This is a genomic window from Shewanella sp. ALD9, from assembly GCF_002836315.1.
GTDB lineage: Bacteria > Pseudomonadota > Gammaproteobacteria > Enterobacterales > Shewanellaceae > Shewanella.
This window is the reverse complement of record NZ_PJCD01000001.1, coordinates 571119-598032: the sequence shown is the minus strand read 5'-3', so window position 1 is coordinate 598032 and position 26914 is coordinate 571119. Positions and strand designations below refer to the sequence as shown.

Below are 26914 nucleotides of genomic sequence, written 5' to 3'. Positions count from 1 at the left end.
GCTAATGTCGCGTACTATTTGCTTCATTGTAACAATCAACAAGGTATCGTCTTTCAACCTATGCCAACTGAGCTAATGTCGCGTACTTTCAAATTTCATTACAACTTTCTATGACTCAGAGTTTGGCGCTCTGTAGAAAGTTGAGGCCGCATTATAGGTAAATTTTACTATGCTGCAACCCCCTTTTTAAAAAAAATTGTTCGATTGGTTAAATTTTAAATACTTCTTTGCGATAAAACTGCATTTCAGCAATAGATTCCTTAATATCTTCTAATGCTTGGTGAGTATTTTTCTTGCTGAAGCCATTCATTGTTTCAGGACTCCAACGACGAACCAATTCTTTAACTGTGCTGACATCAATGTTGCGATAATGAAAGAACTCTTCAAGTTCCAGCATGTACTTATTCAAAAAGCGACGATCTTGACCAATACTATTACCGCACATTGGCGATGCGCCTTTAGGCACGTACTGAGCTAAAAAATCAATCGTTTGTGCTATCGCATCTTGTTCAGAACATTTACTGGCACGCACACGGTCAACTAATCCAGACTCTCCGTGATGTTTTTGGTTCCAATCATCCATGCCTGCTAGTACTTCATCGGTCTGATAAATGGCTAGAACAGGGCCTTGAGCAATGATATTGAGTTCTTGGTCGGTCACTAAGGTTGCAATTTCAATGACTCGATCGACATCTGGTTCTAAGCCTGTCATTTCCAAATCAACCCAAATTAGATTATTCGCATCAACAGCCATTTATGCCGCCTTATGTTATCTGTCGCCTAAATTCAGGCATTTTTATAAAAGAGTGTGTATCATACTGTTTTTTTGACACACAAAAAAACACCTATTTAATGAAGATAAGCCAGTGAGTAAAAAGAAACCCCTAAGCCAAGGCCAATTACGCCGAATGCGAGCGAATCAAACCAAGCGATTAAAGCGCGGTGACGATGACACTCAACAAGCTGAGTTACAGGATAATCTCTTAGGCCCTGAGCAAGCTGGAGTAGTTATTTCCCGCTTTGGTCAGCATGCCGACATCGAAACGGCTGACGGTACTGTATCGCGGTGTAATATTCGCCGCGCAGTAACCAGTTTAGTTACTGGTGATAAAGTGGTGGTCCGATTAGCGACAGAAGTCCAATCTGGCTCCAGTATCGGTGGCATTGTTATCGCCGTTCACCCTCGAAAATCTTCTTTAACTCGACCAGATTTATACGACGGCGTAAAAATTATTGCCGCCAACATCGATCAAATCTTAATTGTGTCATCGGTATTGCCCAGCTTTACCACTCAAATTATTGACCGATACTTAGTGGCTTCAGAAGATACAGATATCACACCGATCATCATTCTCAATAAAATTGATTTATTGGATGACACTAATCGTGATGAAATCGAAACGGCATTAACGCGTTACCAAAATATTGGTTATCAGGTTTTCCGCGTCAGTAGTCACACCGGTGAAGGCGTTGAAGACCTTAAAGAATTACTCAATAACAGCGTCAGTGTTTTTGCTGGTCAGTCTGGTGTTGGCAAGTCTTCTTTAATCAATGCATTAATGCCTGATGCTGAATTGTTGATCGGAGATGTCTCTGGCAACTCAGGTTTAGGACAGCACACTACAACCACAGCCAAATTACTGCACTTTGTCAGCGGCGGTGATTTAATCGACTCACCTGGTGTTCGCGAATTTGCCTTGTGGCATTTGGATGCCATCAGAGTGGGCTGGTGTTTTGTTGAGTTTAGAGACTTTTTAGGATCGTGTAAGTTCCGCGATTGTAAACATGGCGACGACCCAGGTTGTGCTTTACAGCAGGCTTTAGCTGATGGAAAGATAACTCAAGACCGCTTTAGTAATTACCAACGTATTATTGCCAGTTTAGACGAGCAACGTCATGCACGACATTTTCGTGCTATTGATGAATAATACTCAATAGAATAATATTTTATGGTTCAACCAGATTAGAGAAAAGGAAAATACATTGGACTCAATTAAAATTGCTTTGCAATACATGCTACCAAAACATTTTCTGTCGCGTTTAGTGGGTAAGTTTGCTGCTGCGGAAGCAGGCGCTATCACCACGGCAGGAATTAAATGGTTTATCAAACAATACAAAATTGATATGTCTGAAGCACAGCAACCTGAGCCCGAAGCCTATAAAACGTTTAATGCATTTTTTACCCGTGCATTAAAGCCTGAACTCAGACCTATCTGCACAGAAAGTAATATGATGGCGCACCCTGTTGACGGTGCGGTAAGCCAATGTGGACCCATTGAAGCGGGCAATATTTTCCAGGCTAAAGGCCACACTTATACCTCTGAAGCATTGTTAGGTGGCAATAAGGCCGATGCTGCACGCTTTGATGGTGGGGATTTTGCCACCATTTATTTGGCCCCAAAAGATTACCATCGCCTGCATATGCCTATTACAGGTACATTATCAAAAATGACTTACGTGCCAGGTGATTTATTCTCGGTTAATCCACTTACCGCTCAAAACGTGCCAGGACTGTTTGCCCGTAATGAACGTGTTGTAGCTATATTTGAAACCGAAGTAGGTCCACTAGCAATGGTACTAGTTGGTGCAACCATTGTTGCCAGTATTGAAACCATATGGTCTGGCACGGTAACACCGCCAGGCGGTAAGCAAGTATTTAGCTGGGACTATCCAACCACGGGTCCAGAAGCGGTCACCTTAGAAAAAGGCGCTGAAATGGGCCGCTTTAAACTAGGCAGTACTGTGGTGATGTTATTTGCCCAAGATGCTATTGAAACATTTGCAGATGGTGTTGAACCAGGTGCAACAACTCGTATGGGCCAGCCGTTCGCTAAACTCACACAGCAGTAACCAACATGACAACAACTAAACCACACTCTGGCTTAGTTGAGTTACATATAGCCGTACTGCTCTTTGGTGGTACGGCTTTATTTTCTAAACTCATTCCCCTTAGCGCACTTAACATTACCTTTTTGCGCTGTATCATCGCCGCAATAGTACTCGCTGCAATGATTAAAACGACCAAACGCCCACTTAGATTACAACGCCAACAAGATTATTGGGCGGCCTTAGCGCTAGGCACTTTAGTGTGTCTGCATTGGGTAACCTATTTTGCAGCTATGCAGTTGTCATCTGTCGCCATTGGCATGATTGCATTTTTTACTTATCCCGTCATGACGGTATTAATCGAACCATTAATCAATAAAACGCAGCTCAAACTTGTCGATGTAATATCCGGTATCGCGGTATTAGCAGGCGTAATAATGCTGATCCCTGAGGCAAATCTGAATAACGACACCACCATAGGCATTATCGTTGGCGTTATTTCAGCAGCTTTATTTACCTGCAGAAATTTGCTTCATAAACGTGTATTTTCGCAATATAGCGGTCCGCATGCTATGTTTTATCAAACACTGATAACGTTAATTCTATTGAGTCCTTGGCAAGATGTCGCTGCACAGCACATTAGCCAAACCACTTGGGGATTGATTCTGTTACTTGGCATAGTGTTCACCGCCTTACCTCATGCGTTATTTACTACAGCACTGCGTTTTTTAAGCGCTAAAACAGTGGGGTTAGTGTCGTGTTTACAACCGTTTTATGGTGCAGTGCTCGCATTATTGGTTTTAGACGAACAACTCACAACACCAACCCTTATCGGCGGAACCATTATTGTGGCAACGGCTTTATTTGAAACCCAACAAAGTCATCAAAAAAGTAGAGCATAATCACGCAAATTTGCTACCATGGCCTTACTCCAACCTGAGCAAAGTATTATGTTACGTTTAGCGTGTTTATTCCTGTGTTTCCTTATAGTTAATACACTGTCGGTTTCTGTATTCGCCAATACTCCCCTAACCCTAGATAAGCGTTTGGGGCTCAATAGCCAAGCCGAAAATCAGCCGCTTGATATCACATCTCAAATTGCAGAACTGCAAAGCAGCATTGAAAAGCTGCAAATAGAACAACAAACCTATACCAATATTGAACAATCTAACAACGAAACCAAACTATCACTTACAGGGCAGCTACGTGAAGCGCAAATAGCATTGAGTCTAGATGCGGATATAGACCTTGATCAGCAAGCTTCAATGGCCTACTTTCACTTATCGGAATTAAAAGAGACTGAGTCGAGCCTTAATGATAAGTTGCGCCTAATTTCACAACGTCAGACATTATTACCAGACTTAATCGTTCAGGCACAAAATGCCTTAACTCAACATAATAAAACCCTCCAAGTCCCGATTGAAACTCCGTTAGGTCAACGTAACAAACTTCAAGCAGAACTGCTAACGCAGCATATTGCGACCTTAGAATCGGAACGTTTAGCTAACCCTAAGCAATTAGAGATCACCCAACTACAACAACAGCTCAATCGTTTATCGTTAAGCCAACAAGAAACCTTTATCGAGCTTATCAACAAACATAATATTGAGTATCGTCAGCAGCAAACCGCAGACACCATAGCCAACAACTTAATTGATGCCCAAGAGCTAGCCGACCCATTGTCTCAAGATTTAAGCAAATTGAATCAACACTATGCAGAACAATTACAAAAACTTACTAGCAATATAAAATCTGCGATAGAGAAACAGCAACGCATTGAAAAACGCTATCAATCGCAAAATGCACAGCTATCAAACGTGCTTGAGCAAATTACCTGGGTTAAAACTAATTCTGCATTTGGCGATCGTTTTTTACAAATGCTGCAATCATTGCCGAAACCGCCCAATCTCGACAAATTGCAAACTGAATTAGCTGACACACGGCTAGAGCGCTACCAATTAGAACAACAACAAGCGTTAAATAGTCAGCAACTCGATGACAGCGAAATGTTTAATGAAACCCAAATCAAATTATTGCAATCACAGCAAGTATTGATAGAGCAGCTACTGCAAAGCTATGATCGATATTTAGCTGAATTTGCAAAATTGCGCATTGGGTATGAACAGTTAAATCAACTGCATAACACATTAAAAAACACTCTTAATGAGCATTTGTTTTGGGTACCTAACGCCCCTAGCATTGGCGCGTTATGGCTAATTGATTTAAGCCACAGTAGCGTTTGGTTGCTGCAACCGAGTCAGTGGCAGTCATTACAACAAGCGTGGTCCGAACAAAGTAATTATTGGGCTTGGTGGGGAATTTTATTATTGTGCTGTTTAATGGCACAAGACATGCTGACACCTAAGTTCAATAAAGCGATTGGGCGCTATGCCATCTTTGTCGGTAATGTGACTCAAGATAAATTTAAATACACCATCAAAACCTTAATCATCAGCTTAGTGTATGCCCTAATAAAACCCTTACCGGTGATCATGGCTGGGTTTATATTCTCGCGATCAGAGCAAAACATGGTGTATGCCGTCGGAGTGGGCATCTTAGCCATTGGTGTCTGTTATCTCATTTATCAATTCTTTTACTTATTAACCGTTGATAAAGGCATTTTGATTAGCCACTTCAGACGGCCCAAAAAAATTGTTAAACAAGCACAACAAACCATGGCTTCATTTGTCATGGTATCGGCACCATTAATCGGCTTAATGGGTTTCACCGAAGCACTAGATACTTCATTAGTACGCAACAGCCTTGGCCGCGGGGCATTTATCGTTTTCTGTATTGTGTTATGCCTGTTGTATAAAGATATCATGTTACTTATTGGCCAATATCGTAAAAATAAGCCTAACGCCACTAACATGGAGTTGATTCAAAAAGCGGTATGGGCACTTCTAGTTGTCACGCCAATTTTTAGCGCTATCTTAGCGGGAATAGGTTACTACTTCACGGCTTTCCAGCTGCTATTACAGCTACAAATATCGGTACTGTTAGGCTTAGGTTTCTTACTCACCTATCAGCTCATTAAACGTTGGATGTTAATCGAGCGTCGCTTAATAGCCTTTGACCGTGCCAAAGCTAAACGTGCAGAGCGTCTTGCACAGCGTGAAAGAGGCGAAATGAATAATGAGCCGATAGAAACCTACGAAGAACCCGTCGTTGATTTAGAAACCATCTCTAGCCAATCGTTAGGCTTAGTAAGATCGATCCTAATCTTAGCTTTTTTTGCCAGCTTATTAGGCATTTTGGCGCAAACGCATACCGCGGTATTCTCATTTTTAGATGGCATTACCTTATGGACCACCAATAGCAATGTAAATGGTATTGAGCAACAAGTGCCCATTACATTAAAGTCGATTTTATTTGGCATCATGTTAGTCGGGTTCTCAGTCGTTATTGCGAAGAATCTTCCCGGTTTACTTGAATTAATGCTCTTACAAAGACTCGATTTATCACCAGGCACAGGTTTTGCGATTACCACGGTAAGTAGCTACCTTGTGGTATTTTTTGGCACGTTGTTCGGTTTTTCAACCTTGGGCATGGAATGGTCAAAATTACAGTGGTTAGTTGCCGCATTATCAGTGGGCTTAGGTTTTGGCCTCCAGGAAATTTTTGCCAACTTTATTTCCGGTATTATCATTCTATTTGAAAAACCGATCCGTATTGGCGATACCGTCACCATTAGAGATCTCACTGGTACTGTCAGTAAAATCCAGATTCGAGCAACCACAATTGTCGATTGGGACCGTAAAGAAATTATCGTGCCTAACAAAGCCTTTATCACCGAGCAATTGGTCAACTGGTCTTTATCAGATCCAATTACCCGCGTTATCGTCACGGTATCTGTATCTCGTGATTCAGATCCAACCAAAGTAGAAATGCTATTGCATCAAGCGGTGCGCGAATGTGATTTATCATTAACCAGCCCAGAACCCGAAGTGTGGTTTGCTGGTTTTGGTCAACACACACAAGATTATGAAGTACGTTCGTATGCTAAAGACATGTCTGATCGTTGGCCGCTGCGCCATAATTTACATAAGCGTATTAGTAAAAAATTGAAAGACAATAATGTTGAACTTGCCTACCCTCAGATGGAAGTTCATATTAATCATGCGCCTAAAGAATCCACAGGATTATACAAGGGCTAAGCTAAGTATTGATTAAGGACACCTATGCTCGTTTTTGCTCACCGCGGCGCCAGCGGTTATGCTCCTGAAAACACCTTAGCCGCAATGGACAAAGCGCTCGACTTGGGTGTTAATGCCATTGAACTGGATGTGCATTGCGTTGAAGGTGAATTAGTGGTGTTTCATGATCGCCGCTTAGAAGGTAAATCAACCGGAACAGGGCTAATCCATTTAACCACCAAGGCAGCATTGGCTCAATTTACGGTTGGCGGACAAGCAATCCCCACATTGTGGCAAGTACTCGAACGAGTCAGTGTTAGCAGCAAAGGCTCTTGTACTATTAACATCGAATTAAAAGGCATTGGCTGCGTACAACCGTTTATTGCCTTATATCCTCAAGCCTTAGAGCAACTTAGTTTCACCCCAGAACAACTGTTAATATCATCCTTTAACCATCCTTATTTGGCGCAGATAAAACAGTCTTTTCCGCACGCGGTGATCGCACCATTATTAGCAGGCATTCCGCTCGATCTAGCTACAATAATGACCACACTTAATGCCTATTCAATTAACCTTGATGTTGGTTTTATTAATCAAGCCATTGTTGATGATGCCCACCAGCGAGGCGGCAAAGTGTTTGTTTATACGGTTGATAACCCACAAGATATTCAAGCGTTAAAAGCGATGGGCGTGGACGGTATATTCAGTAATTACCCAGATAAAGCCATCGCTGCTGCAATGATGCCGATAACAACCGATTATAGCGCTTGGTTTGAATAATCTAGTTATCCAACGTTCGACAATGAGGTTAATGTGGCACATAAACTGTTATTACTCACCAGAGAAAACGATCAATATAGGCAACTATTAACAAAACTTTGCCTGCCGAACCTCGAAATTGTTGACGATCTGATGGTTGATGATTCTGGCCATTACACCGGCGGCAATATTAACGATGCCGATATTTGGTTAGCAGAACCTCATCTAGCGGCTTCATTATTGCCGCATGCAACAGCACCAAAATGGTTACAATCTACCTTTGCCGGTATCGATGCATTAATGCATCCATCGTTACCACATGATTATTTACTCACCAACATTCGCGGTGTATTTGGCCCGCTTATGAGTGAATATGTTTTTGGTTACCTGCTAAGCCATTATCGCCACCATAATGCGTACACTCAACAGCAACAACAGCAGCGTTGGTTACCGGGTAGTTATGGTACTTTGCAAGGAGTCAAACTATTAATATTAGGCACCGGCTCTATCGCACAGCACCTTGCAAAAACAGCCCATCATTTTGGTATGACTGTCAGCGGGCTTAATCGAAAAGGTGCTCCTGTTAGTGGCTTTGATAACATCGACACCATTGATAAATTAGCCGACTATTTGCCTCTAGCAGATGTGATTGTTAGCGTATTGCCCAATACACCTCAAACCAAGCACATATTAAATGCGGCTAATCTGTCGTTATTAAAAGCAGATGCCATGTTATTTAATATTGGCCGAGGTAACGCCATTGAATTAGATGCGTTACAAGCTGAATTAACCTTACAACCACAACGTCAAGCCATATTAGATGTATTCGAACAAGAGCCCTTACCTGCTGATCATCCACTATGGCATTACCATAACGTCACTATCACACCGCATATCGCTGCACCAAGCTTCCCTGAACAAGTAACACAAATTTTCAGCCACAACTATCAACTATGGCAACAATCTAAACCATTACAATATGTGGTCGACGTTAAACAAGGTTACTAAAGCTGCAATCAATTTAGGATTAACAGGGAAGGCTTGCGGAGATTTTGATCACTTTGGTGTATAACATCAAGCATGTACTTAATCTAATCCAGCTAGCATCTAACATTAACCACTTTCACAGTTCTCTTCACTCATCGAACTAAATTCATTTATATCAATACGTTAATTAACAACTGGTTTATGCCGGGACTAATATCGCGGTGCTGGTTTATCGGAAAAAGGTGAGCCAGATCAAACTGTATTAAAAATGATCGCTACATAAGCAAAATAGTTATTGCCAATGATAACTGTTTTCATTTAGAATTAGATTACTTTCTAGCTCAGACCATTTTTTTGAATGAAGAGGCTTTCCCTATGTTCGTTTGTCTTTGTCATGCGATTACCGACACTCAAATCAAAGCAGCTGTTAGCTTAGGTGACAGTTCGTTAGCTGATGTAAAGAAACGTCTTGGCGTTGCAGACCAATGCGGCAAATGTGCCCGCATGGCTAGTCAAATAATTCAAACACAGCTTGAGTACGAACCTAATTTCTATGAAGTTGCCTAGTCGCATTAATATATAAGTCGACTCTGCTTCCATAAAAAAATGCTGCTCATATGACATATGAGCAGCATTTTTTTATTCTACAATCCAGCATTCTTACTCGTTTATATCCAGATTATCGTCTTGCAAGCCGTCTTCTGCCAATGGTCCCATTTCGACATCAACACTGTCTACGCGTTGTAATCCTCTCGGTAACTTAGCACCACGTCGACCTCGCTCACCACGATAGTGCTCTAAATCGCTTGGTTTCAATGTTAGCTTGCGCTTACCGGCCCACAAGGTTACTGCGGTATTATGCGGCACTACATTTAAGTGCAAAAGTAACTCTTCACGATTTTTAGCGCGATCGGTTGGAATACCAATAATCTTATTGCCTTTACCTTTTGATAACTGTGGCAATGCATCTAAGCTAAACATCAACATACGGCCTTCAGAGGTAATGGCTAACAACGATTGCTCTGCCGTTTTATTGATTAACTTTGGCTGTAGAGCTAACGCATTGGTTGGCAGACTGAGTAGTGCCTTACCGGCTTTATTGCGGCTAACCAAATCTGGGTAAGCACAAATAAAGCCATAACCAGCATCGGTTGCCAACAAGAAGAACTGTTCATCTTCGCCCATGAGTACATGTTGCATCGTCGCGCCAGGAGCCATATTAAAGCGTGTGGTAATTGGCTCGCCTTGGCTGCGCGCCGAAGGCAACGTATGACTGTCTGTGGCAAATGCACGTCCAGTCGAATCTATAAACACCGCAGCTTGGTTACTCTTGCCCATCACGCTACAAAGATAACTGTCACCAGACTTATACGATAAGCCTTCTACATCGACATCATGGCCTTTAGCACAACGTACCCAGCCTTTATCAGACAATACAACTGTGACAGACTCAGTTGGCGTTAACTCTTGCTCAGTCAGCGCTTTGGCATCTAAACGTTCAATAATTGGCGAGCGACGATTATCACCATAAGTCTCACCATCTTGGATTAATTCTTTTTTCACTAAGGTTTTCATGCGACGTTCTGAGCTTAACAATAACTCTAATTTGTCACGTTCTGCCGCAAGCTCATCTTGCTCACCTTTAATTTTAAATTCTTCAAGCTTGGCTAAATGACGTAATTTTAACTCTAAAATTGATTCAGCTTGTTTATCTGACAAGTTAAAGCGTGCCATCAACTCGGCTTTAGGTTCGTCGTTATAACGAATAATTTCAATCACTTCATCAATGTTTAAAAACGCAACCATCAACGCTTCTAAAATATGTAACCGGGCTAATACTTTATCAAGTCGATATTGCAAGCGGCGAGTGACCGTTGTAAGGCGGAACTCCAACCACTCGGTTAACAGTTGTTTCAGACCTTTTACTTTCGGACGACCGTCCAGTCCCAACACATTTAGGTTAACTCGAAAGCTTTTTTCAAGATCTGTCGTCGCAAATAAATGGGTCATTAGCTGATCACAATCAATGCGATTTGAACGAGGTACAATCACTAATCGCACTGGGTTTTCATGATCAGACTCGTCACGTAAATCAGACACCATCGGCAGCTTTTTAGCCTGCATTTGATTGGCGATTTGCTCTAAAATTTTACCGCTACTGGCTTGATGCGGTAATGACGTAATGACAATCTCGCCCTGCTCTTCACTGTAAACTGCACGCGCTCTGATTGAGCCTTTACCAGTTTCATAAATCCGCTCAATATCAGCTCTAGGAGTAATAATTTCGGCTTCTGTTGGATAATCAGGACCAGGAACAAACTCCATTAGGCGGGCTAAATCAGCTTTAGGATTATCGATTAGCTCTATACAGGCGCCTACTAATTCACGCACGTTATGCGGCGGAATATCCGTTGCCATGCCCACTGCGATACCGGTAATACCATTCAATAATATATGCGGTAATCGTGCTGGTAAGGTTACAGGCTCTTTCATGGTGCCATCAAAGTTAGGGCTCCAATCTACGGTACCCTGCCCTAATTCCGACAATAACACTTCAGAAAACTTTGATAATCTAGCTTCGGTATAACGCATTGCAGCAAATGACTTAGGGTCATCTGGCGCACCCCAGTTACCTTGGCCGTCAACCAGCGGATATCGATAGGAAAATGGCTGCGCCATTAACACCATAGCTTCGTAACACGCACTATCACCGTGCGGGTGATATTTACCTAACACGTCGCCGACAGTACGGGCTGATTTTTTGTGTTTAGATTGCGCTGATAAGCCTAATTCGCTCATTGCATAGATAATGCGGCGTTGGACAGGTTTTAGACCATCACCAATGTGCGGTAGGGCGCGATCCATAATCACGTACATGGAATAATTTAAATAAGCCCCTTCGGTAAAGCGCCTCAGCGGCATTTGCTCTACACCATCAAGGCTTAATTCAATCGCATCACTCATTATTCGTTTCCTGTGATTGTTCGGGTGCATTATAAAACAAGCGGTAAATATTACCTTTTAGATCATCTGAAATGTACATTGCACCATCAGGCGCATTAATTACATCAAATGGACGTGCTACCGGAAATTCTCCATCCAGAAAACTCACCACGGTTTCACGTTTAATAATTTTGTTATCTTCCATTTCAAGCATCACAATTTGATAACCGACTTTACTTGAACGGTTCCACGAACCATTTTCAGCCACAAAAATCTGTTTGCGATAACGTTCAGGAAATTGCTCGCCTCGGTAAAAGCTTAATCCCGTTGCAGCAACATGGGCTGGTAATTCAAATTCGGGCAGGGTGATGTTTAAATTTTCCGGTTTATCATAGGCGGGTTCAATAACATCTTTACCGTGCAAATAAGGAAAGCCAAAATGGCTGCCTTTAACGTCTAAACGGTTTATCTCATCAGCGGGAATATTATCGCCCATCCAATCTCGGCCTAAATCAGCAAACCATAACTTGTTAGTATCGGGTGACCAATCAAAGCCAATAACACTGCGAAGCCCAGAAGCTACTTGCTCACTAGCACCGGTATCGACATTAATCGCTAATATACTGCCAAATGGCGAAGCAGCCTCGCACACATTACAAGGCGAGCCGATGGCAATGTACAAACGTCCGTCGGGTCCAAAATGCATCGAACGCGAATACTTTTTGTCTAAGCTTGGTAAATTTGAATACACTTCACGCGCACGGCTAGGACGACGCAAGCGAGACTCAATCTCTTCAAAACGGATAATGCGATCGTCTTCAGTGACGTATAATGAACCATCATGAAAGGCTAACGCTTCAGGATAATCGAGGCCTCTGGCAATAAGATAACGTTTATCAACTTGGCCATTTTGATCGCTATCAACTAGCGCATAAACAGTGCCACTTTTTTGAGAGCCTACAAAAAGAGTGCCCTCATCGCCTACAGTTAATTGCTTAATATCACCTAAATCGGAAGCATATAAACTTAATCCAAAACCTTTGGTAACGGTAATCATCACCGATTGCGCAGCAGAGGCTAAAATAGGCGTCAGGGCTAAAAACATAACCCCCATGAAGGCGAATTTACCGCCCAAATTTACGTAAGATCGTAATCTAATATATTGCATGCTAATTATCTTTTGCCTTATGTTATACATTATTATTGGCACTAAGAAACACGGCTAAAGTAACGCTAGGTCACCTTTGGTTTCTAACCAACTTTTACGATCCGGTGCACGCTTTTTGGCAAGTAACATATCCATTAATGCCACGGTCTCATCGGCATCATCAATGGTTAATTGCACTAAGCGTCTAGTATTGGGATCCATAGTGGTTTCACGTAGCTGCAACGGGTTCATTTCACCCAGACCTTTAAAACGAGTCACTTGCACTTTACCTTTTTTATTTTCTGCCGCTATACGGTCTAAAATACCGGTTTTTTCCGCTTCATCCAAAGCGTAAAAAACCTCTTTACCGATATCAATACGAAATAACGGTGGCATTGCAATATACACATGACCATTGTTAACTAATACACGATAATGCTTTAAAAACAACGCACACAACAATGTCGCAATATGCAGCCCATCAGAATCCGCATCGGCTAAGATACAAATTTTACCATAACGTAATTCTGAAATATCATCACTGTCAGGATCGCAACCAATCGCAATCGAAATATTATGTACCTCTTGCGACGCTAACACTTGTCCGGAATCAACTTCCCAGGTATTTAAAATCTTACCTCTTAGCGGCATAATCGCTTGAAACTCGCGGTCTCGAGCTTGTTTAGCGCTACCACCAGCAGAATCACCCTCTACTAAAAACAACTCTCCTCGCATTGGGTCTTGGCCACTACAATCGGTTAACTTGCCCGGTAACGCAGGTCCAGAAGTGACTTTTTTACGCGCGACTTTTTTGGCTGCCTTTAAGCGCCGCAATGCATTGCCAATACACAATTCTGCCAACTGCTCTGCTAACTCAGTATTAGAATTTAACCACAACGAAAAGGCATCACGAGCAATACCAGAAACAAATGCAGAGCTTTGACGGCTCGATAATTTTTCTTTGGTTTGCCCAGCAAATTGTGGATCTTGCATTTTTATCGATAAAATAAACGCCGCACGGTCCCAAATGTCTTCGGGCGACAACTTAATTCCCCGAGGAACAAGATTGCGAAATTCACAAAACTCACGCATAGACTCAAGCAAACCTTGTCTAAACCCATTCACATGAGTACCACCTAATGGTGTCGGAATTAAGTTAACGTAGCTTTCACTTAAACTTTCGCCACCTTCTGGTAACCATGTAATAGCCCACTCAGCAGCTTCTAATTTGCCTTTAAAGCTGCCAACAAAAGGCTCTTCAGGTAATAAAACCGAGTCTTTTATCGCTTCTTTGAGGTAATCAGTTAAGCCACTTTCATAAAACCATTCATGCACATCACCATTTTGTTTATTGGTGAATTTAATCCGCAAACCAGGGCACAATACCGCTTTAGCTCGCAGAATATAAATTAATTTACTGACCGAGAAATTAGGTGAATCAAAATAACTTACATCGGGCCAAAAATGCACTCGGGTCCCGGTATTGCGACGTCCACAAGTACCCGTCACCACCAACTCTTCGACCTTAAAACCATTCTCAAAGGCCATTTCGTATATTTGTGCATCACGGCGAACGCTGATTTCAACTCGGGTGGATAAGGCGTTAACAACAGAAATACCAACCCCGTGTAAACCGCCCGAGAATTGGTAGTTTTTATTGGAAAACTTACCGCCAGCGTGCAATTTAGTTAGGATCAGTTCAACCCCAGGAATGCCTTCTTCAGCGTGAATATCCACCGGCATACCGCGGCCATCATCGGTCACTTCAAGGGAATTATCAGTATGGAGTACAACTTCAATTTTAGTCGCGTGTCCTGCCAGAGCTTCATCAACACTGTTATCAATGACTTCTTGCCCAAGATGATTTGGTCTAGAGGTGTCGGTATACATACCTGGACGGCGTTTTACCGGGTCAAGTCCATTAAGGACCTCAATAGCGTCAGAAGTATATTGGTTGCTCATAATCCACACATTTGGAGTTAAATAGAGCCAAAGTTAGCTCAAATTGATCGTTGTTTGTAACGGTAGAAAGTTACAACTGAATAAATTTACATATTTTGTCTAATTGTTGTTCATAGCCGACAAAACTGTGGTCGCCATTAGGCTCTAAATGTAATTCACAGCTATGGTACTTATGTAATGCTTGTCGATAATCTAACACTTCGTCACCAGTTTGCAACAGCACCAGAAAACGATCCGGGTGCCGGATCACGTGAGTATTATACAGGGCGACATCATCTTGATGCTGCGGCAACACTTGATAATGCTCATTGGTATAAGGATTATATTGAGGCCCGATAAACTCTTCAAATAATTCGAACGGTTTTACCGCCGGATTAATCAAAACAGCTCTGCCACCATACGTTTCGGTTAAATAACTGGCAAAATAGCAACCTAACGACGAGCCAATAAAGCGCAATATCTGCCCTTGCCGTTTCGCTTGCTCAGCGATGTTGCACAATAAAGCCATAGCAGCAGAGGGTGATGAAGGTAATTGTGGTTGGTGAAAGTCGACTTGTGGATAATGTTGCTGAATATAGTGTGCGGTTTGAACGGCCTTATCCGACTGAGGAGAACTATTAAAACCATGTATATAAAGCAGCATATTCCCTCGCGAGACGGTTAATCAATACTTAACGTCCCTTAGTAACATAAGATGACGCACTAAACTAGTATCCGCTGGCCTCATTATCGGGTGCAAATCGATTTCCAGGCACGCGATACACATTAGTACGAATGCTACCATCGCCTGCCAACTCCAGCAAACGATAACCCGGTTGACGATGATCTAAGGCGAAATAGGAGGATAATGGTTTAAACTGAATACACGTCGATGGTGTCGCCATTAGTGGAATAGGACCATGCGGTCCACGATGAATATTATCGACTTGTTGGTGTACGTGCCCCCAAAGAACGCCTTTCACTTGCGGGTAGCGACTTGTTCGTTGCAAAAAGTCTTCGCCATTCATCATGCAATGCTGATCTAACCAAGCGCACTGCATTAAAATAGGATTATGGTGCATCACTAATAACACATGTTTATCTGGTGTCGCCTTAATTGAAGCCTCGATCAATGCAAACTGCTGTTCGCCCATATAGCCACCAGGCTTACCACGAACAGTTGAATCAAGCATTAATATTAGCCAGTTACCAATAATTATCCGTTGTTGACCAAACACTTTTTCACCCTGCATACGCAGACTCATTAAGCGAGGATCATCGTGGTTTCCGGGTAAGTAATGACAAGGCAGATCTAACATCTCAATCTTCTGCACAAAGTGCTGATAAGACTCAGGTGAATAATCTTGGCTAATATCTCCCGTAGCCAATAAAATATTGGCGGGATATTGGGTTGCAATAAACGTATTCAACACGGCTTGAAGACTTTGTGCCGTATTAACACCAAGCAATTGACCTTCAGGATCAGCAAAAAGATGCGGATCCGTCACTTGTACTAATCGCACAGGCTCATTTTCAGCAACAGAATAATGCACTGCGTCTTTAAGCACAAAATATTCCTAACATGGTAAAAAGAAGAAAAAAGCTACGATTGGCAAGTCACTCTCAGAGACCCAATCTTCAACAGCTCCTCAAGGAATGCATTCACCTGAAATTTTTCATCGCTATGATGCATATGTATATTCGGGTAATCATACACTGGCTTTAAGCGATAAATCTGTTGGCTAGTTAACACTTCTGCTAATTGAGCATCATGATAGACACGAACAATTGCGTTTGGAGATTTAAAAAAATGTCCATTTGGTATAGGGCGCGATATTTCGATTAACTGAGTATATTTAGTATTCTCAAGAAGATTGATCGACAACTGGCCAAACTCACCTTCAACCTGCCAAGGCACATTGACCGTAATTTGATCGGGTAACCATTTTAAAATATGTGCATAATTTCGACCACATACCGCTAAAAATGCGCTGATATTGGGTTGATATTTTTGCTTCTGTCTCTGGTTAAACTCTGCCACTCAATCATTCCTATCTTGCTTATCACCATGTTCAATAAACTAAAGTGCGTCACGAATCTGTTGGTAGTTTAGCATCAACCATTGGATGCCTAATACCGTCGATGCATTGTCAATGCGACCATTATTAATCCACTCATAGGCTTGTTCACGGCTAACAACATGCACACGAATATCTTCATTTTCATGTTCAAGTCCGTGTATTCCGCCAGCTTTGGTCGTATCAACCTGCCCCCAAAACAAATGAAAACGCTCTGAAGTGCCACCAGGACTGACTAAGTAACTGTTTATGCGTGTTAAACCTAATAGACTTAATCCAGCTTCTTCGGCCAATTCTCGCTCTGCAACTTGTTCTGGAAATTCGCCGGGCTCAATCATACCTGCCACTAACTCAAGAAGCCAGATTGATTTAGTAGTTGCTAATGCAGGTACCCTAATTTGTTCGATTAATACAATTTCATCACGAACCGGGTCATAAGGCAGTACAACCACCGCATTACCGCGCTCAAAAACCTCACGGGTAATCTCACCACTCCAGCCACCTTTAAACAACTTATGCTTAAAGGTGTATTCGTCCAACTGGAAGAAACCTTTATACAACACTTTTTTAGATATCAAACTAAAACCTGACTCTGCGTCAAAGGTTGTTAACACCGATTGCTCAGACATATTTATCCTTGTCTATCAAAACATAAACTAACGGGTCATTTTAACAGTTTAAATTAACATAATTAAGAACTAAGCATTTGAGCTTGAAAAAGCAAAAACGGGTCTAATTAAAATAAAATCTGTTACACTTCAAATTTGACTTGAAAATGAAAAAATCACTACTATTAAGTAGTGCACAATATGTAGTAATCGACATGACATAATCGATATATTGTGAGCAATATGTAATCAACGATGAAATGTCGACATTGAACGACGCTATCATCTGTAAATTATTGTGCATATTCATTAAGCAAGTGAGTTAACACTGATTGCCGAGTTAAGATTAAATGATGATAAATCATTTACTTAACCAAGAGCATGACCAAATTATAAGTTAATCAACACCTCAAATTACCGAGGAATTGTCTAAAAAGGGCAGCAAATGAAATTCAAAATTGGTTCATTATACGCAGCATTAGCATTTGCTATTGCAGCACCAGCAGTACAAGCTGACGATTTACTTCAAATTTATCAAAAAGCACTCACTAGCGACCCTATCGTTTTACAAGCCAAAGCACAACGTGATGCGTTATACGCGAGTATTCAAGAAAACCGTGCACCGTTATTGCCTACCATCAGTGCAAACGTTGGTTATGCCAAAGCGTGGAACGATCCTTTAGCAGACACCGACGGATTAACGGGTGGTGTTAGCTTAACTCAAGTTATATACGATCATAGTGCATGGGTTGGTTTAGATCTTGCTGAAATGGCAGCATCTCAAGCCGATTCAACTTATGCATCTTCATTACAATCGTTAATCACTCGCGTAACTAAAGCGTACTTTGACGTATTAACGGCTAAAGATAACTACGAGTTCCAAGGTGCAGAAAAAGCCGCCATTGAACGTCAGCTTGAACAAACTAAGCAACGTTTTGCAGTCGGCCTAACCGCAATTACTGATGTACATGAAGCTCAAGCACAATATGACTTAGCATCAGCATTAGAAATTTTGGCTCAAAATACCCTAGACAATAGCTACGAAACATTACGTGAAATTACTGGTATAGATCATAAATCAATTGATATTCTTGATACTAACCGTTTTTCAGCCGTTACACCTGCCCCTGCATCGTCTGCTGCTTGGTTAAAAATGGCCGAAACCAATAGTATCGATTTAATGACTCAACGTATCGCTAAAGATATCGCCAATGAAACCATTAAATTGTACAAAGCTGGCCATATGCCTTCATTGAACTTCAATGCTGGTTACAACAAAGGCGTTGATCAAACGCCTGGTCCAGATTATGACAACAGCAATGTTGGTATCACGTTAAGCATTCCAATTTTTGAAGGCTTTAAAGTCACCTCTCAAGTGAAGCAAGCGCAATTCCGATATGTGGAAGCTAGCGAGAAATTAGAGCAAACTCATCGTAGCGTTACCAAAAACGTGCGTAATAACTTTAACAACGTGAATGCGTCTATCAGTTCAATCAAAGCGTATGAGCAATCAGTTATTTCATCTGAAAGCGCGCTAAAAGCAACCCAAGCTGGTTTTGAAGTGGGTACGCGTACAATTGTTGATGTGCTAAACCGTACACGTGACTTATATGATTCAAAGCGTCAACTATCTGAAGCTCGTTATGGTTATATTAACTCTATATTAGCGCTTAAACAGGCTGCGGGTACGTTGAACGAAGATGATGTTATCTCGATTAACAGCGGACTTATTGCTCAATAAGCACTAGTCACTAAGCACTAAGCACTAAGCACTAAGCTTACACAAAAATAAGCTCCCACAAAAAAACCGCCAATTGGCGGTTTTTTTATAGGCATTATAATTATTTATATAATCGTTAAGCTCGATACCGAATTAGAAAACTAATTCAACACCAGCAAATGCACCACTAAAGTCAGTATTCTGAGAAACACCAGAGAAGTTGCTTACATCAAAATTGAACTCGCGGTAACCAACACGGATAGAAGTATCGACAGCTAATCCGTCAAACTGCCATCCTAAACCTGCACCATAGTCATATACATTAGATTCATCTACACCGATCATTACATCAGCAAAGCCAAACAAACCTAAACCAATCATGCCGACTTGTGCACTGGCGTATCCCATCACGATACCGCTATCGATATCCACCTCTTCTGGGTGACCTGCATCAGCAACACGTAATGAACCACTCATTAACTTGTATGCCGCACCTAAATCAACAGACACTAAGTCGTTATCAAGAATTTCGTAATACAATACAAAGTCAGTATTACTTAAGTCATTAGTCACTGAGGTTTCGCCAGTAAAATTGTGACCGTTAAAGTTAAAGTCGGCATTAGCAAGACTCGTGCTCGACTCAAGACGGTTTTCACGAATTTTAACATTAGGCACAAACGGCAATGGATGCTCAACAGCAATCCACACACTACCTTGTGAAGAATCATCATTAAAGCTGTGAGCAACACCACTATCATCATTAAATGCATTTGTGGTGTCTGCCTGCCAATAATCGGCGCCTACTTTAAAACCCAATACAGTTGCCGCATGAGCCGATGACACACTTAAAAGGCCCACTACAGCTGTGGCAAGAAGAGTCTTTTTCATCATTATCCTTGTGAGAGTAAATTAGTTAAATCAATTACCGCGGCATTTGCACGCGAAATATAATTAGCCATCACCAACGAGTGATTAGCCACTAAACCAAAACCATTTCCATTAAGAACCAAAGGGCTCCAAACTGTTTGCTGAGTTGCTTCAAGTTCACGAATAATTTGACGTAAACTGACCTCAGCGTTTTTCTTTTCTAACACATCGGCAAAATCAACTTCAATAGCCCGCATAAAATTCAATAATGCCCAGGCTGAACCACGGCTTTCATAAAATACATCATCAATTTTCCACCAGCTGGTTTTAATTTCATTACTCGATAAACCCGGTGTAGATTGACGCGCAGACTTATCACCTGCTAAATCAGTATTTAAGCGTTCTTGGCCCACACTGGCAGATAAGTGTTGCGACATACTGCCTAAGCGTTTCTGAACTTCTTTCAACCATTCATTGAGATTATCTGCACGAGCATAAAACTGAGCATTATTGTTATCAGCGTCGTTGATTTTAGCACGGTAAAGTTTCAATAATTTGATCGCATCACGATACTCACCTTCAGCACTTGGCACTAACCAACTAGTATGACCAATGTTTAACTTCGAATGAGCGGCTAACAAATCAGTGTCCGCCGTCGACTGCGACTGCGAACGACTAAACTCTTTACGCATAGTCAGTGCTAAATCACGCACTTGCTCTAATGCACCAAATTCAAATGCAGGCATGTTATCCATCATTACCGACGGAGGCATAATATCATTAGATAGCCAACCACCTGGTTTATCCAGCAAGGTTTCCATGGTATCAATTAATGCAGTCGTTGTGGCATAACCCACAATTAACTTACCGTTATCAGTTTGCGACGAGACCGGCTTAATGGGATCCGGCTCAACGCTCCACCACACGCTAACAAAGTAAAGTACTAAACCCAGCACACCAACAACGGCTAAAATTTTATTCCTTGTTACTTGCATCAATATTGCTCCTTAATGATGGTGATGATGCTCGACATGTTCATCATGTTGAGCCGCGGTCTGTTTAAGCACTGTAAGCTCAATCATAAGATGTTGACCATCTTCAAAAATTAATTCTAAAGGCACTTTATCATCAATAACCAATGGCGCAGTTAACGACAACAACATCACATGGTCGCCAGTAGGTTGAAGTGTTAACGAACCGTGAGACGGTATAGTAAACCCTTCGACTTGACGCATTTTAACCATGCCATCTTCTTCTAAAATTGTATGTAACTGCGCTACTTTTGCCGCACTGGTCTTCACTTCAACTAACTTAACATCGCTGTTGTTATGATTTTCTAACGTAAAATAAGCGGCGGTATTAGGCACACTCGCAGGCATAGCTCTAACATGTCCATCGACCAGGACAACGTTAGCAGTGGCGGTGAATGATAATGATGATAACACTAAAAAGTTAAACAGATGTTTGAATATTGCTTTCAATGTCTTAAACTCCATGTAATCCCACTCGCGTTCACAACAGGAAGCTACGAATGAGTCATATTCAGGTAAGAGATGATCAAGGCGTGCGTATCATCAGTTTTAATCGTCCAGAAAAGCGCAATGCCTTTAATCTAGAAATGTATCAGCAATTCACAGAATACCTGATCCAAGGTGAAGCCGACAATGATATTCGTGCCTTTCTGTTCCATGGTACCGAAAACTGTTTTACCTCTGGCAATGATATCGTCGATTTTCTGCAAAGTGGTGCCTTAGATGACAATCATCCAACCGTTAAATTCTTGTTTTGTTTGTTAGATCTTAAAAAGCCTGTGGTTGCAGCGGTAACCGGCGCGGCTGTGGGAATAGGAACAACTCTACTATTGCATTGCGACTTAGTGTACGCCGACAATCAGGCTAAATTCCAAATGCCATTTGTCAATTTAGCGCTAGTACCAGAAGCAGCCTCAAGCATCTTGTTACCCTTAATTGTTGGCCAACAAAAAGCGGCTGAACTGATTTTACTGGGCGAAGCCTTTGATGCAGAGACGGCTGAAAAATTAACCATTATTAACCGCGTAGTTGCGCAAGACGAGCTCATTAGCTTCAGTCTAGCGCAAGCAAAAAAATTGGCAGCTCTGCCACCATTATCTATGCAAGCATCAAAACGGCTTTTACGTCATAACCAGGCAGAAGTTAAAGCTCAGATGAAATTAGAATTAGTTGAGTTTGCTGAACGCTTACAAAGTAACGAAGCAAAACAACGCTTCCAAGCTTTCTTAAAAAAATAACCACATACATCAATGCATAACCTATCTGCGGGGTAATTAAACTTCCCCCGCTTACTCATTACTGGGCAAGCCTTAAAATCGAGATGTTTTTTGACTCATCACCACTGCAATCACAAAGTACGCAAGTAAACTAATACTTGGATTGGTTAGCACTAATCCTACTGTCACAATACGAGTCCAAAGTAATGACCAGCCATATTGTTTTGCTAACTTCGCAGATACGCCACATACAATTCGAGTTTCATCTTGTAATCTATTGATTAAACGGTTCATATTATCCTCTCGTACTTAATAAGGTTTATTCTAAAAGCAATGAGTTAAGATTAAGCTTGGTCATTAATGCTTGGCCAAAACAGCCAGCTGACTAACATCGCACACAATGCAAAACTGATAACTGGCAATAACAATAACGACATTAATGGCAGCACCAAGCCTATATTCATCGCCCCATCCATTACTTATTCTCAGCAGCTACAGCGGTACTCACTTGTGGTTGTTCAAAGCTAGCAAACTCTAAAGCTGAATTAATTTCAAAAACTTGTTCAGCAATTTGAGTTTGCAACGACAGCATTAACTCTTGCTTCACATTTGAAATCATCTCTTGGCTCGCTTGCGTCATATTCTGTTCTAGCGCAGCGACTGTATTAGAGATTGAAATTTCATCTGCTTGTGCCGAAACACTGGCGGTAACCAATAATGCTGCAGCAATTGATAGTTGAACACTACGGCGAATCACGTTGGTTGAAGTTAATGTAGACATAATGGCATCCTTTCTTGTGTTGGTTAATGGCAACTAAACACCCGTCTAGTTGATTACACAATAGGTATTACAAGCTGCGTGCCAACTTTTAAAAACCACTCTAACCACTTAATTTGTAAGCCAAATAAATTAATTATAGTTTATATAACTGAACTAAAGTCGTGAGCAAAAAACCAACAGGTAGTAAAATTAACCATATAGTTAGTGAAAATGACCAGTGATTTTTATTAAGCATCTTAGCAAGACTAAAACGTCGTCAGAAATAGCCCAATATTACCACCCACCGAAAAGCTACAGCGAAGTAAGTGCTTAGATGAGTGGCTGAAATAGAGGTTAAATTAACGGCGAGATTAATAGTTGATGAATGTGATGGTTACGCTGACAGAGTTAATGATCAAGATAATGGGTGAGTTAATAATTGAGAAAATGATTGCGTGAGTGACAGGTTTAGTAACTGGATTCGTGACAATCGTTACTGACAATAGTCAGTGACGGTCTAGTCTTTCTAGGTCTTATCATAGGTAATTGTCTTGGCCACTTTTGTCTAGCAGGCTTTATGGATTCTCGAGCTGATTTTACAAGCGAGTTAAAAATCAAAAAGCGCCTAATAAAAGACGCTTTTGATATGCTAACGGCTATTGTTAATATAACCGTCTGGGCATTTATTTGACAACGTATTCTATTGAAATACCTCGCGATATAACTTCTCGATATAACCTATTAATATAAAGTGTTATATCAAAGTCGATTCGTCACTGGCCAATGCTTCGGCATCAACAAACTCAGCGGCTTTAAGCACTACCCCAATATCAGCATTAGGCTTATGAGCATTCTCACTTAAATGACGACGCCAGCCACGTGAACCCGGCAATCCTTGAAATAAACCAATCATATGACGAGTAATGTGGTTTAACCGACCGCCTTGGGCTAAATGAGCCTCAATATACGGCAACATTTGCTCAATCACTTGCTGACGAGTAATCACCACGGTATCGAGTCCACACAATTGCTGATCAACTTGCGCCAATATATAGGGGTTTTGATAAGCTTCACGCCCCACCATCACTCCATCTAGCTGGGTTAGATGCAGCTTAGATTCTTCAAGGGTTTTAATGCCACCGTTAATGCTGATGTTCAAGTGTGGATAATCACGCTTTAACTGGTAAACCCGATCATAATCTAGCGGCGGAATTTCACGGTTTTCTTTCGGGCTTAACCCTTGTAACCAGGCTTTACGCGCATGAATAGTAAATGCACTACAACCTTGAGCGTTCACGGTTTCAATAAAATCCGTTAAAAACTGATAACTGTCTTGCTCATCAATCCCAATACGGGTTTTTACCGTGATCGGCATATCGGTTACCTGCTTCATCGCATCAACACATTGCGCTACTAACGCAGGTTCAGCCATTAAACACGCACCAAAGCGACCATTCTGCACTCTATCAGACGGACACCCTACATTGAGGTTCACTTCATCATAACCGCGCTCAGCAGCCAATTTGGCACACGCCGCTAAATCCACAGTGTTAGAGCCACCCAACTGTAACGCTACAGGATGCTCTTGCTCGTTATAAGCTAAATAGTCGCCCTTACCTTGTAATATGGCACCCGTGGTGATCATCTCGGTATACAACAAGGCTTTGCTCGACATAAGGCGTGCAAAGTAACGATAGTGGCGGTCAGTCCAATCCAGCATCGGCGCTATGGAAAAGGTGCGATCAAGCGTATCTGTTGGTATGACTAGCTTTGGTGTTGTATTCACTGAATTCTTTATACTCATAATTTGCGGTATTGATGCACCTTTTTAGCTGCATTTTGGGTAATCGTTGTTGCACAAGGAGCCAGTAAAAAAGTCATAAATTAGGCTAAAACAACTGGGCTGCCCTAAGTAATGGCTAATTATATCATTAACCCATCATCGAGAAGCAAGTGTCTACTGATTTAAGGAAAGATCACGGTGCGATAGAGTGTATACTTTGGTATGGCTAGCTTTGACGTTGTATTCACTGAATTAACACCTCTCACGTTTTTGAGTTTTTCACACATTTTAAGACGCTTTTACACGTTTTTAGAGGCCAGGGGAACCATAATGAATTGGGCAAATAAAAGTGGGGAACCAAAATTATGGCGTCTTATAGCATTCATAAACATGATAAAGCTGATGGTGCATGTAAGTACCGTTGCTTAATTCGCGTAAAGAAAGGCCACCAATTGGTAGCTACGGTTATTGATTAGTTTGTTTGGTTTACAGTTGTTTTAATTCAGACCTAAGTGCAGATATTTGACGATCAATTGATTCGACTTCTGTACTTCCCTGTTGCATAACTGCAGTCATTTCTTGCGCTAGACTTTGCTGCCAAGTTGCACCCGCTAAATTATTGTTAGCTCGCTTACCAGTGGTACGCAATTGATCGATTTTATCATCACGATCTTTGAACGCTTTTTTCCTTTCTTTTTCGAGGTTTCTAATGTCACGTTCAATTTTTTGTTTACGTAAGTATTGAGCGATTTCAGCTTTTTTATCACGCGCATTAACAGCACTATCCAGCTGCCTTGCATCTATGGTCTCGTTAGTTAGGCTTTCAGGGTAACCTCTCGATGGTGCAACCACGCTGCCTACATTACTTAAATCTAACAGTTCGCTTTGGTCGTCGCACGGGTCTGCTTGATACTTACCATCTGCACACTTATAGACTTCTGCAGAAGCTGAAGCTGAAGCTGAAGCTGACACCATTATTAAAATAACGATTAATGATTTTCCATCCATAGAACACCTCTTATTTAGTTATTTTTATTGTACAACGATATGATTTCTCATGAAATTAAAAAACAATCTAAAACAATAGCTTAAAGTTTAAATATGCAGAGTAATCCAAGGTTTATCTTCTTACTACCTTTCACAACGGCACATTGCACAACGGCACATTTCACGACAGCATTTTTGCTTAACCGAATCGGGCTGCTCGCGCTAATGGGTACTTAATACGGCTTCAGCCGACCTATCGTTATTTGTTATGTTCCGTTTGGCTTCTCGATACTATGCTCTGTTGGTTGCGGTGTTATTGTCATAATTTTAACACCTTCTGGTGATTCAAAACGGTGCCAAACATCTTGGGGGATAACCAACATTTGCCCCGTCGATAAAGGGTAACGTTGCTCTACGTTATCAACTAGAAGGACTAATGTCGTTTCTCCACCTAAAATCTGAATGAACTCATCACCTTTTGGGTGTTTCTCCCACTCACTAAAACCGGAATAATGAGCGATATATATTCCACCGTCTCTATATTCAGATAATAGCGCAAAAGCATTTTTTGCTTGTTCATTAGTGGTTTCTGGCGTTCTATGTTTCAGAAAATCAACTCGTGAAAATTGATCATTTATTGTGATTGCTACAGATTTCGACACTTGCTCGATCCTTGTGGTACATGACGTTTAGTCATTGCAGTATTGATTTATCCTACATTTGCCATCTTATTGATGTAAAGCGATTAAATCATCTTAGCTTTTCAGGTAGCCAACACAGCGTTAAAAACATGAACTAGCTAATAGAAATTCCAAACTGAATCATTACAATTACAGTCAGCGACTTAACATAATGAACTATCCAACATCGATATAATGGAAAAGAAGCGCACGAGCATAGCTATTGCTGTGCTTATCCGTTGGTGAGCCTCGCTTTGATGTGGCATTAACCGAATTTATCATCATTGGATAATCAACGTTTGCAGTCTTCGCTGTCGCGCTAATTGCTTTAAGTCCATGGGTAATCAATATTAGCTCCAACTAGAAACCACCTTAGTCAGTAGCGCAATCAATTGATGCTCAGCTCAGCCCTTGTAGCGTTAGACCTACCATAGTAAATTAATG

The 26914-nt window shown here is 41.4% G+C and carries 25 protein-coding genes; 9 read left to right on the top strand and 16 right to left on the bottom strand.

Annotated elements, in window-relative coordinates; all coding sequences use genetic code 11:
• Window positions 1-208: 208 nt before the first annotated feature.
• Window positions 209-754 (bottom strand): oligoribonuclease, encoded by a 546-nt coding sequence (gene orn, locus CXF88_RS02775; protein ID WP_011638756.1) that lies wholly within the window; start codon window positions 752-754, stop codon window positions 209-211.
• 112 nt (window positions 755-866) lie between these two features.
• On the opposite strand from orn, the gene rsgA reads away from it, so the two are divergent.
• From rsgA to CXF88_RS02740, 7 genes are all read left to right on the top strand, one after another.
• Window positions 867-1928 carry a small ribosomal subunit biogenesis GTPase RsgA gene (rsgA, locus tag CXF88_RS02770; RefSeq protein WP_101085231.1) on the top strand — a complete coding sequence of 354 codons (1062 nt, stop codon included), beginning with the start codon at window positions 867-869 and terminating at the stop codon, window positions 1926-1928.
• Window positions 1929-1983: 55 nt separating this feature from the next.
• Window positions 1984-2850, top strand: coding sequence for an archaetidylserine decarboxylase (gene asd / locus CXF88_RS02765; protein WP_101085230.1), 867 nt, complete (start codon window positions 1984-1986; stop codon window positions 2848-2850).
• Window positions 2851-2855: 5 nt separating this feature from the next.
• Window positions 2856-3728, top strand: coding sequence for a DMT family transporter (locus CXF88_RS02760; protein WP_101085229.1), 873 nt, complete (start codon window positions 2856-2858; stop codon window positions 3726-3728).
• Between the two features lie 48 nt (window positions 3729-3776).
• Entirely contained in the window at window positions 3777-6983 is a 3207-nt protein-coding gene (locus CXF88_RS02755) for a mechanosensitive ion channel domain-containing protein (RefSeq protein WP_182743239.1), read from the top strand.
• Between the two features lie 24 nt (window positions 6984-7007).
• Complete coding sequence (locus CXF88_RS02750; protein WP_101085227.1) at window positions 7008-7742, top strand: glycerophosphodiester phosphodiesterase; 735 nt, start codon at window positions 7008-7010, stop codon at window positions 7740-7742.
• A 33-nt stretch (window positions 7743-7775) separates the two neighbouring features.
• Complete coding sequence (locus tag CXF88_RS02745) at window positions 7776-8729, top strand: D-2-hydroxyacid dehydrogenase (protein WP_101085226.1); 954 nt, start codon at window positions 7776-7778, stop codon at window positions 8727-8729.
• A 354-nt stretch (window positions 8730-9083) separates the two neighbouring features.
• Window positions 9084-9275 (top strand): bacterioferritin-associated ferredoxin, encoded by a 192-nt coding sequence (locus CXF88_RS02740; RefSeq protein ID WP_011638763.1) that lies wholly within the window; start codon window positions 9084-9086, stop codon window positions 9273-9275.
• Between the two features lie 93 nt (window positions 9276-9368).
• On the opposite strand, the gene parC is transcribed toward CXF88_RS02740, so the two are convergent.
• The 7 genes from parC to nudF form a co-directional block, all read right to left on the bottom strand.
• Window positions 9369-11672 (bottom strand): DNA topoisomerase IV subunit A, encoded by a 2304-nt coding sequence (gene parC, locus CXF88_RS02735; protein ID WP_101085225.1) that lies wholly within the window; start codon window positions 11670-11672, stop codon window positions 9369-9371.
• Window positions 11665-12765: a PQQ-dependent sugar dehydrogenase gene (locus CXF88_RS02730; protein ID WP_242445087.1), complete on the bottom strand. Its 1101-nt coding sequence runs from the start codon at window positions 12763-12765 to the stop codon at window positions 11665-11667. The genes parC and CXF88_RS02730 overlap by 8 nt, the downstream gene beginning before the upstream one ends.
• 108 nt (window positions 12766-12873) lie before the next feature.
• The gene (parE, locus tag CXF88_RS02725; RefSeq protein WP_101085223.1) at window positions 12874-14760 is read right to left on the bottom strand and encodes a DNA topoisomerase IV subunit B; all 1887 of its coding nucleotides are present in this window, start codon (window positions 14758-14760) and stop codon (window positions 12874-12876) included.
• Between the two features lie 70 nt (window positions 14761-14830).
• On the bottom strand, window positions 14831-15403 hold the full coding sequence (locus tag CXF88_RS02720) for a YqiA/YcfP family alpha/beta fold hydrolase (RefSeq protein ID WP_101085222.1): 573 nt from the start codon (window positions 15401-15403) through the stop codon (window positions 14831-14833).
• A 64-nt stretch (window positions 15404-15467) separates the two neighbouring features.
• Window positions 15468-16307, bottom strand: a complete 840-nt coding sequence (gene cpdA, locus CXF88_RS02715; protein ID WP_101085221.1) for a 3',5'-cyclic-AMP phosphodiesterase — start codon at window positions 16305-16307, stop codon at window positions 15468-15470.
• A gap of 35 nt (window positions 16308-16342) precedes the next feature.
• Window positions 16343-16780, bottom strand: a complete 438-nt coding sequence (locus tag CXF88_RS02710) for a DUF1249 domain-containing protein (RefSeq protein ID WP_101085220.1) — start codon at window positions 16778-16780, stop codon at window positions 16343-16345.
• 39 nt (window positions 16781-16819) lie between these two features.
• Window positions 16820-17446: an ADP-ribose diphosphatase gene (gene nudF, locus CXF88_RS02705; protein ID WP_101085219.1), complete on the bottom strand. Its 627-nt coding sequence runs from the start codon at window positions 17444-17446 to the stop codon at window positions 16820-16822.
• Window positions 17447-17870: 424 nt separating this feature from the next.
• Between nudF and tolC the strand changes: the two genes are divergently transcribed.
• The gene (tolC, locus tag CXF88_RS02700) at window positions 17871-19166 is read left to right on the top strand and encodes an outer membrane channel protein TolC (protein ID WP_101085218.1); all 1296 of its coding nucleotides are present in this window, start codon (window positions 17871-17873) and stop codon (window positions 19164-19166) included.
• A gap of 132 nt (window positions 19167-19298) precedes the next feature.
• Here the strand turns inward: tolC and CXF88_RS02695 are convergent, their stop codons facing one another.
• Genes CXF88_RS02695 through CXF88_RS02685 form a run of 3 tightly spaced genes read right to left on the bottom strand, consistent with a single transcriptional unit; the run spans window position 19299 to window position 21508 of the window.
• Complete coding sequence (locus CXF88_RS02695; RefSeq protein WP_101085217.1) at window positions 19299-20033, bottom strand: TIGR04219 family outer membrane beta-barrel protein; 735 nt, start codon at window positions 20031-20033, stop codon at window positions 19299-19301.
• A gap of 2 nt (window positions 20034-20035) precedes the next feature.
• Window positions 20036-21007: a DUF2333 family protein gene (locus tag CXF88_RS02690; protein ID WP_101085216.1), complete on the bottom strand. Its 972-nt coding sequence runs from the start codon at window positions 21005-21007 to the stop codon at window positions 20036-20038.
• 12 nt (window positions 21008-21019) lie between these two features.
• Window positions 21020-21508, bottom strand: a complete 489-nt coding sequence (locus CXF88_RS02685) for a copper chaperone PCu(A)C (RefSeq protein ID WP_101085215.1) — start codon at window positions 21506-21508, stop codon at window positions 21020-21022.
• Window positions 21509-21543: 35 nt separating this feature from the next.
• Here CXF88_RS02685 and CXF88_RS02680 point away from each other — a divergent pair, with 35 nt between their 5' ends.
• Complete coding sequence (locus CXF88_RS02680; protein ID WP_101085214.1) at window positions 21544-22281, top strand: enoyl-CoA hydratase-related protein; 738 nt, start codon at window positions 21544-21546, stop codon at window positions 22279-22281.
• 72 nt (window positions 22282-22353) lie between these two features.
• Here the strand turns inward: CXF88_RS02680 and CXF88_RS02675 are convergent, their stop codons facing one another.
• The 5 genes from CXF88_RS02675 to CXF88_RS02650 form a co-directional block, all read right to left on the bottom strand.
• Complete coding sequence (locus CXF88_RS02675) at window positions 22354-22554, bottom strand: PspC domain-containing protein (protein ID WP_011638776.1); 201 nt, start codon at window positions 22552-22554, stop codon at window positions 22354-22356.
• 181 nt (window positions 22555-22735) lie between these two features.
• Window positions 22736-23041 carry a hypothetical protein gene (locus CXF88_RS02670; RefSeq protein WP_059744650.1) on the bottom strand — a complete coding sequence of 102 codons (306 nt, stop codon included), beginning with the start codon at window positions 23039-23041 and terminating at the stop codon, window positions 22736-22738.
• 733 nt (window positions 23042-23774) lie between these two features.
• Window positions 23775-24824: a tRNA dihydrouridine(20/20a) synthase DusA gene (gene dusA, locus CXF88_RS02665; protein ID WP_101085213.1), complete on the bottom strand. Its 1050-nt coding sequence runs from the start codon at window positions 24822-24824 to the stop codon at window positions 23775-23777.
• A gap of 465 nt (window positions 24825-25289) precedes the next feature.
• Window positions 25290-25811, bottom strand: coding sequence for a hypothetical protein (locus CXF88_RS02655; protein ID WP_101085211.1), 522 nt, complete (start codon window positions 25809-25811; stop codon window positions 25290-25292).
• A gap of 245 nt (window positions 25812-26056) precedes the next feature.
• Window positions 26057-26452, bottom strand: a complete 396-nt coding sequence (locus tag CXF88_RS02650) for a cupin domain-containing protein (protein ID WP_101085210.1) — start codon at window positions 26450-26452, stop codon at window positions 26057-26059.
• Window positions 26453-26914 lie beyond the last annotated feature (462 nt).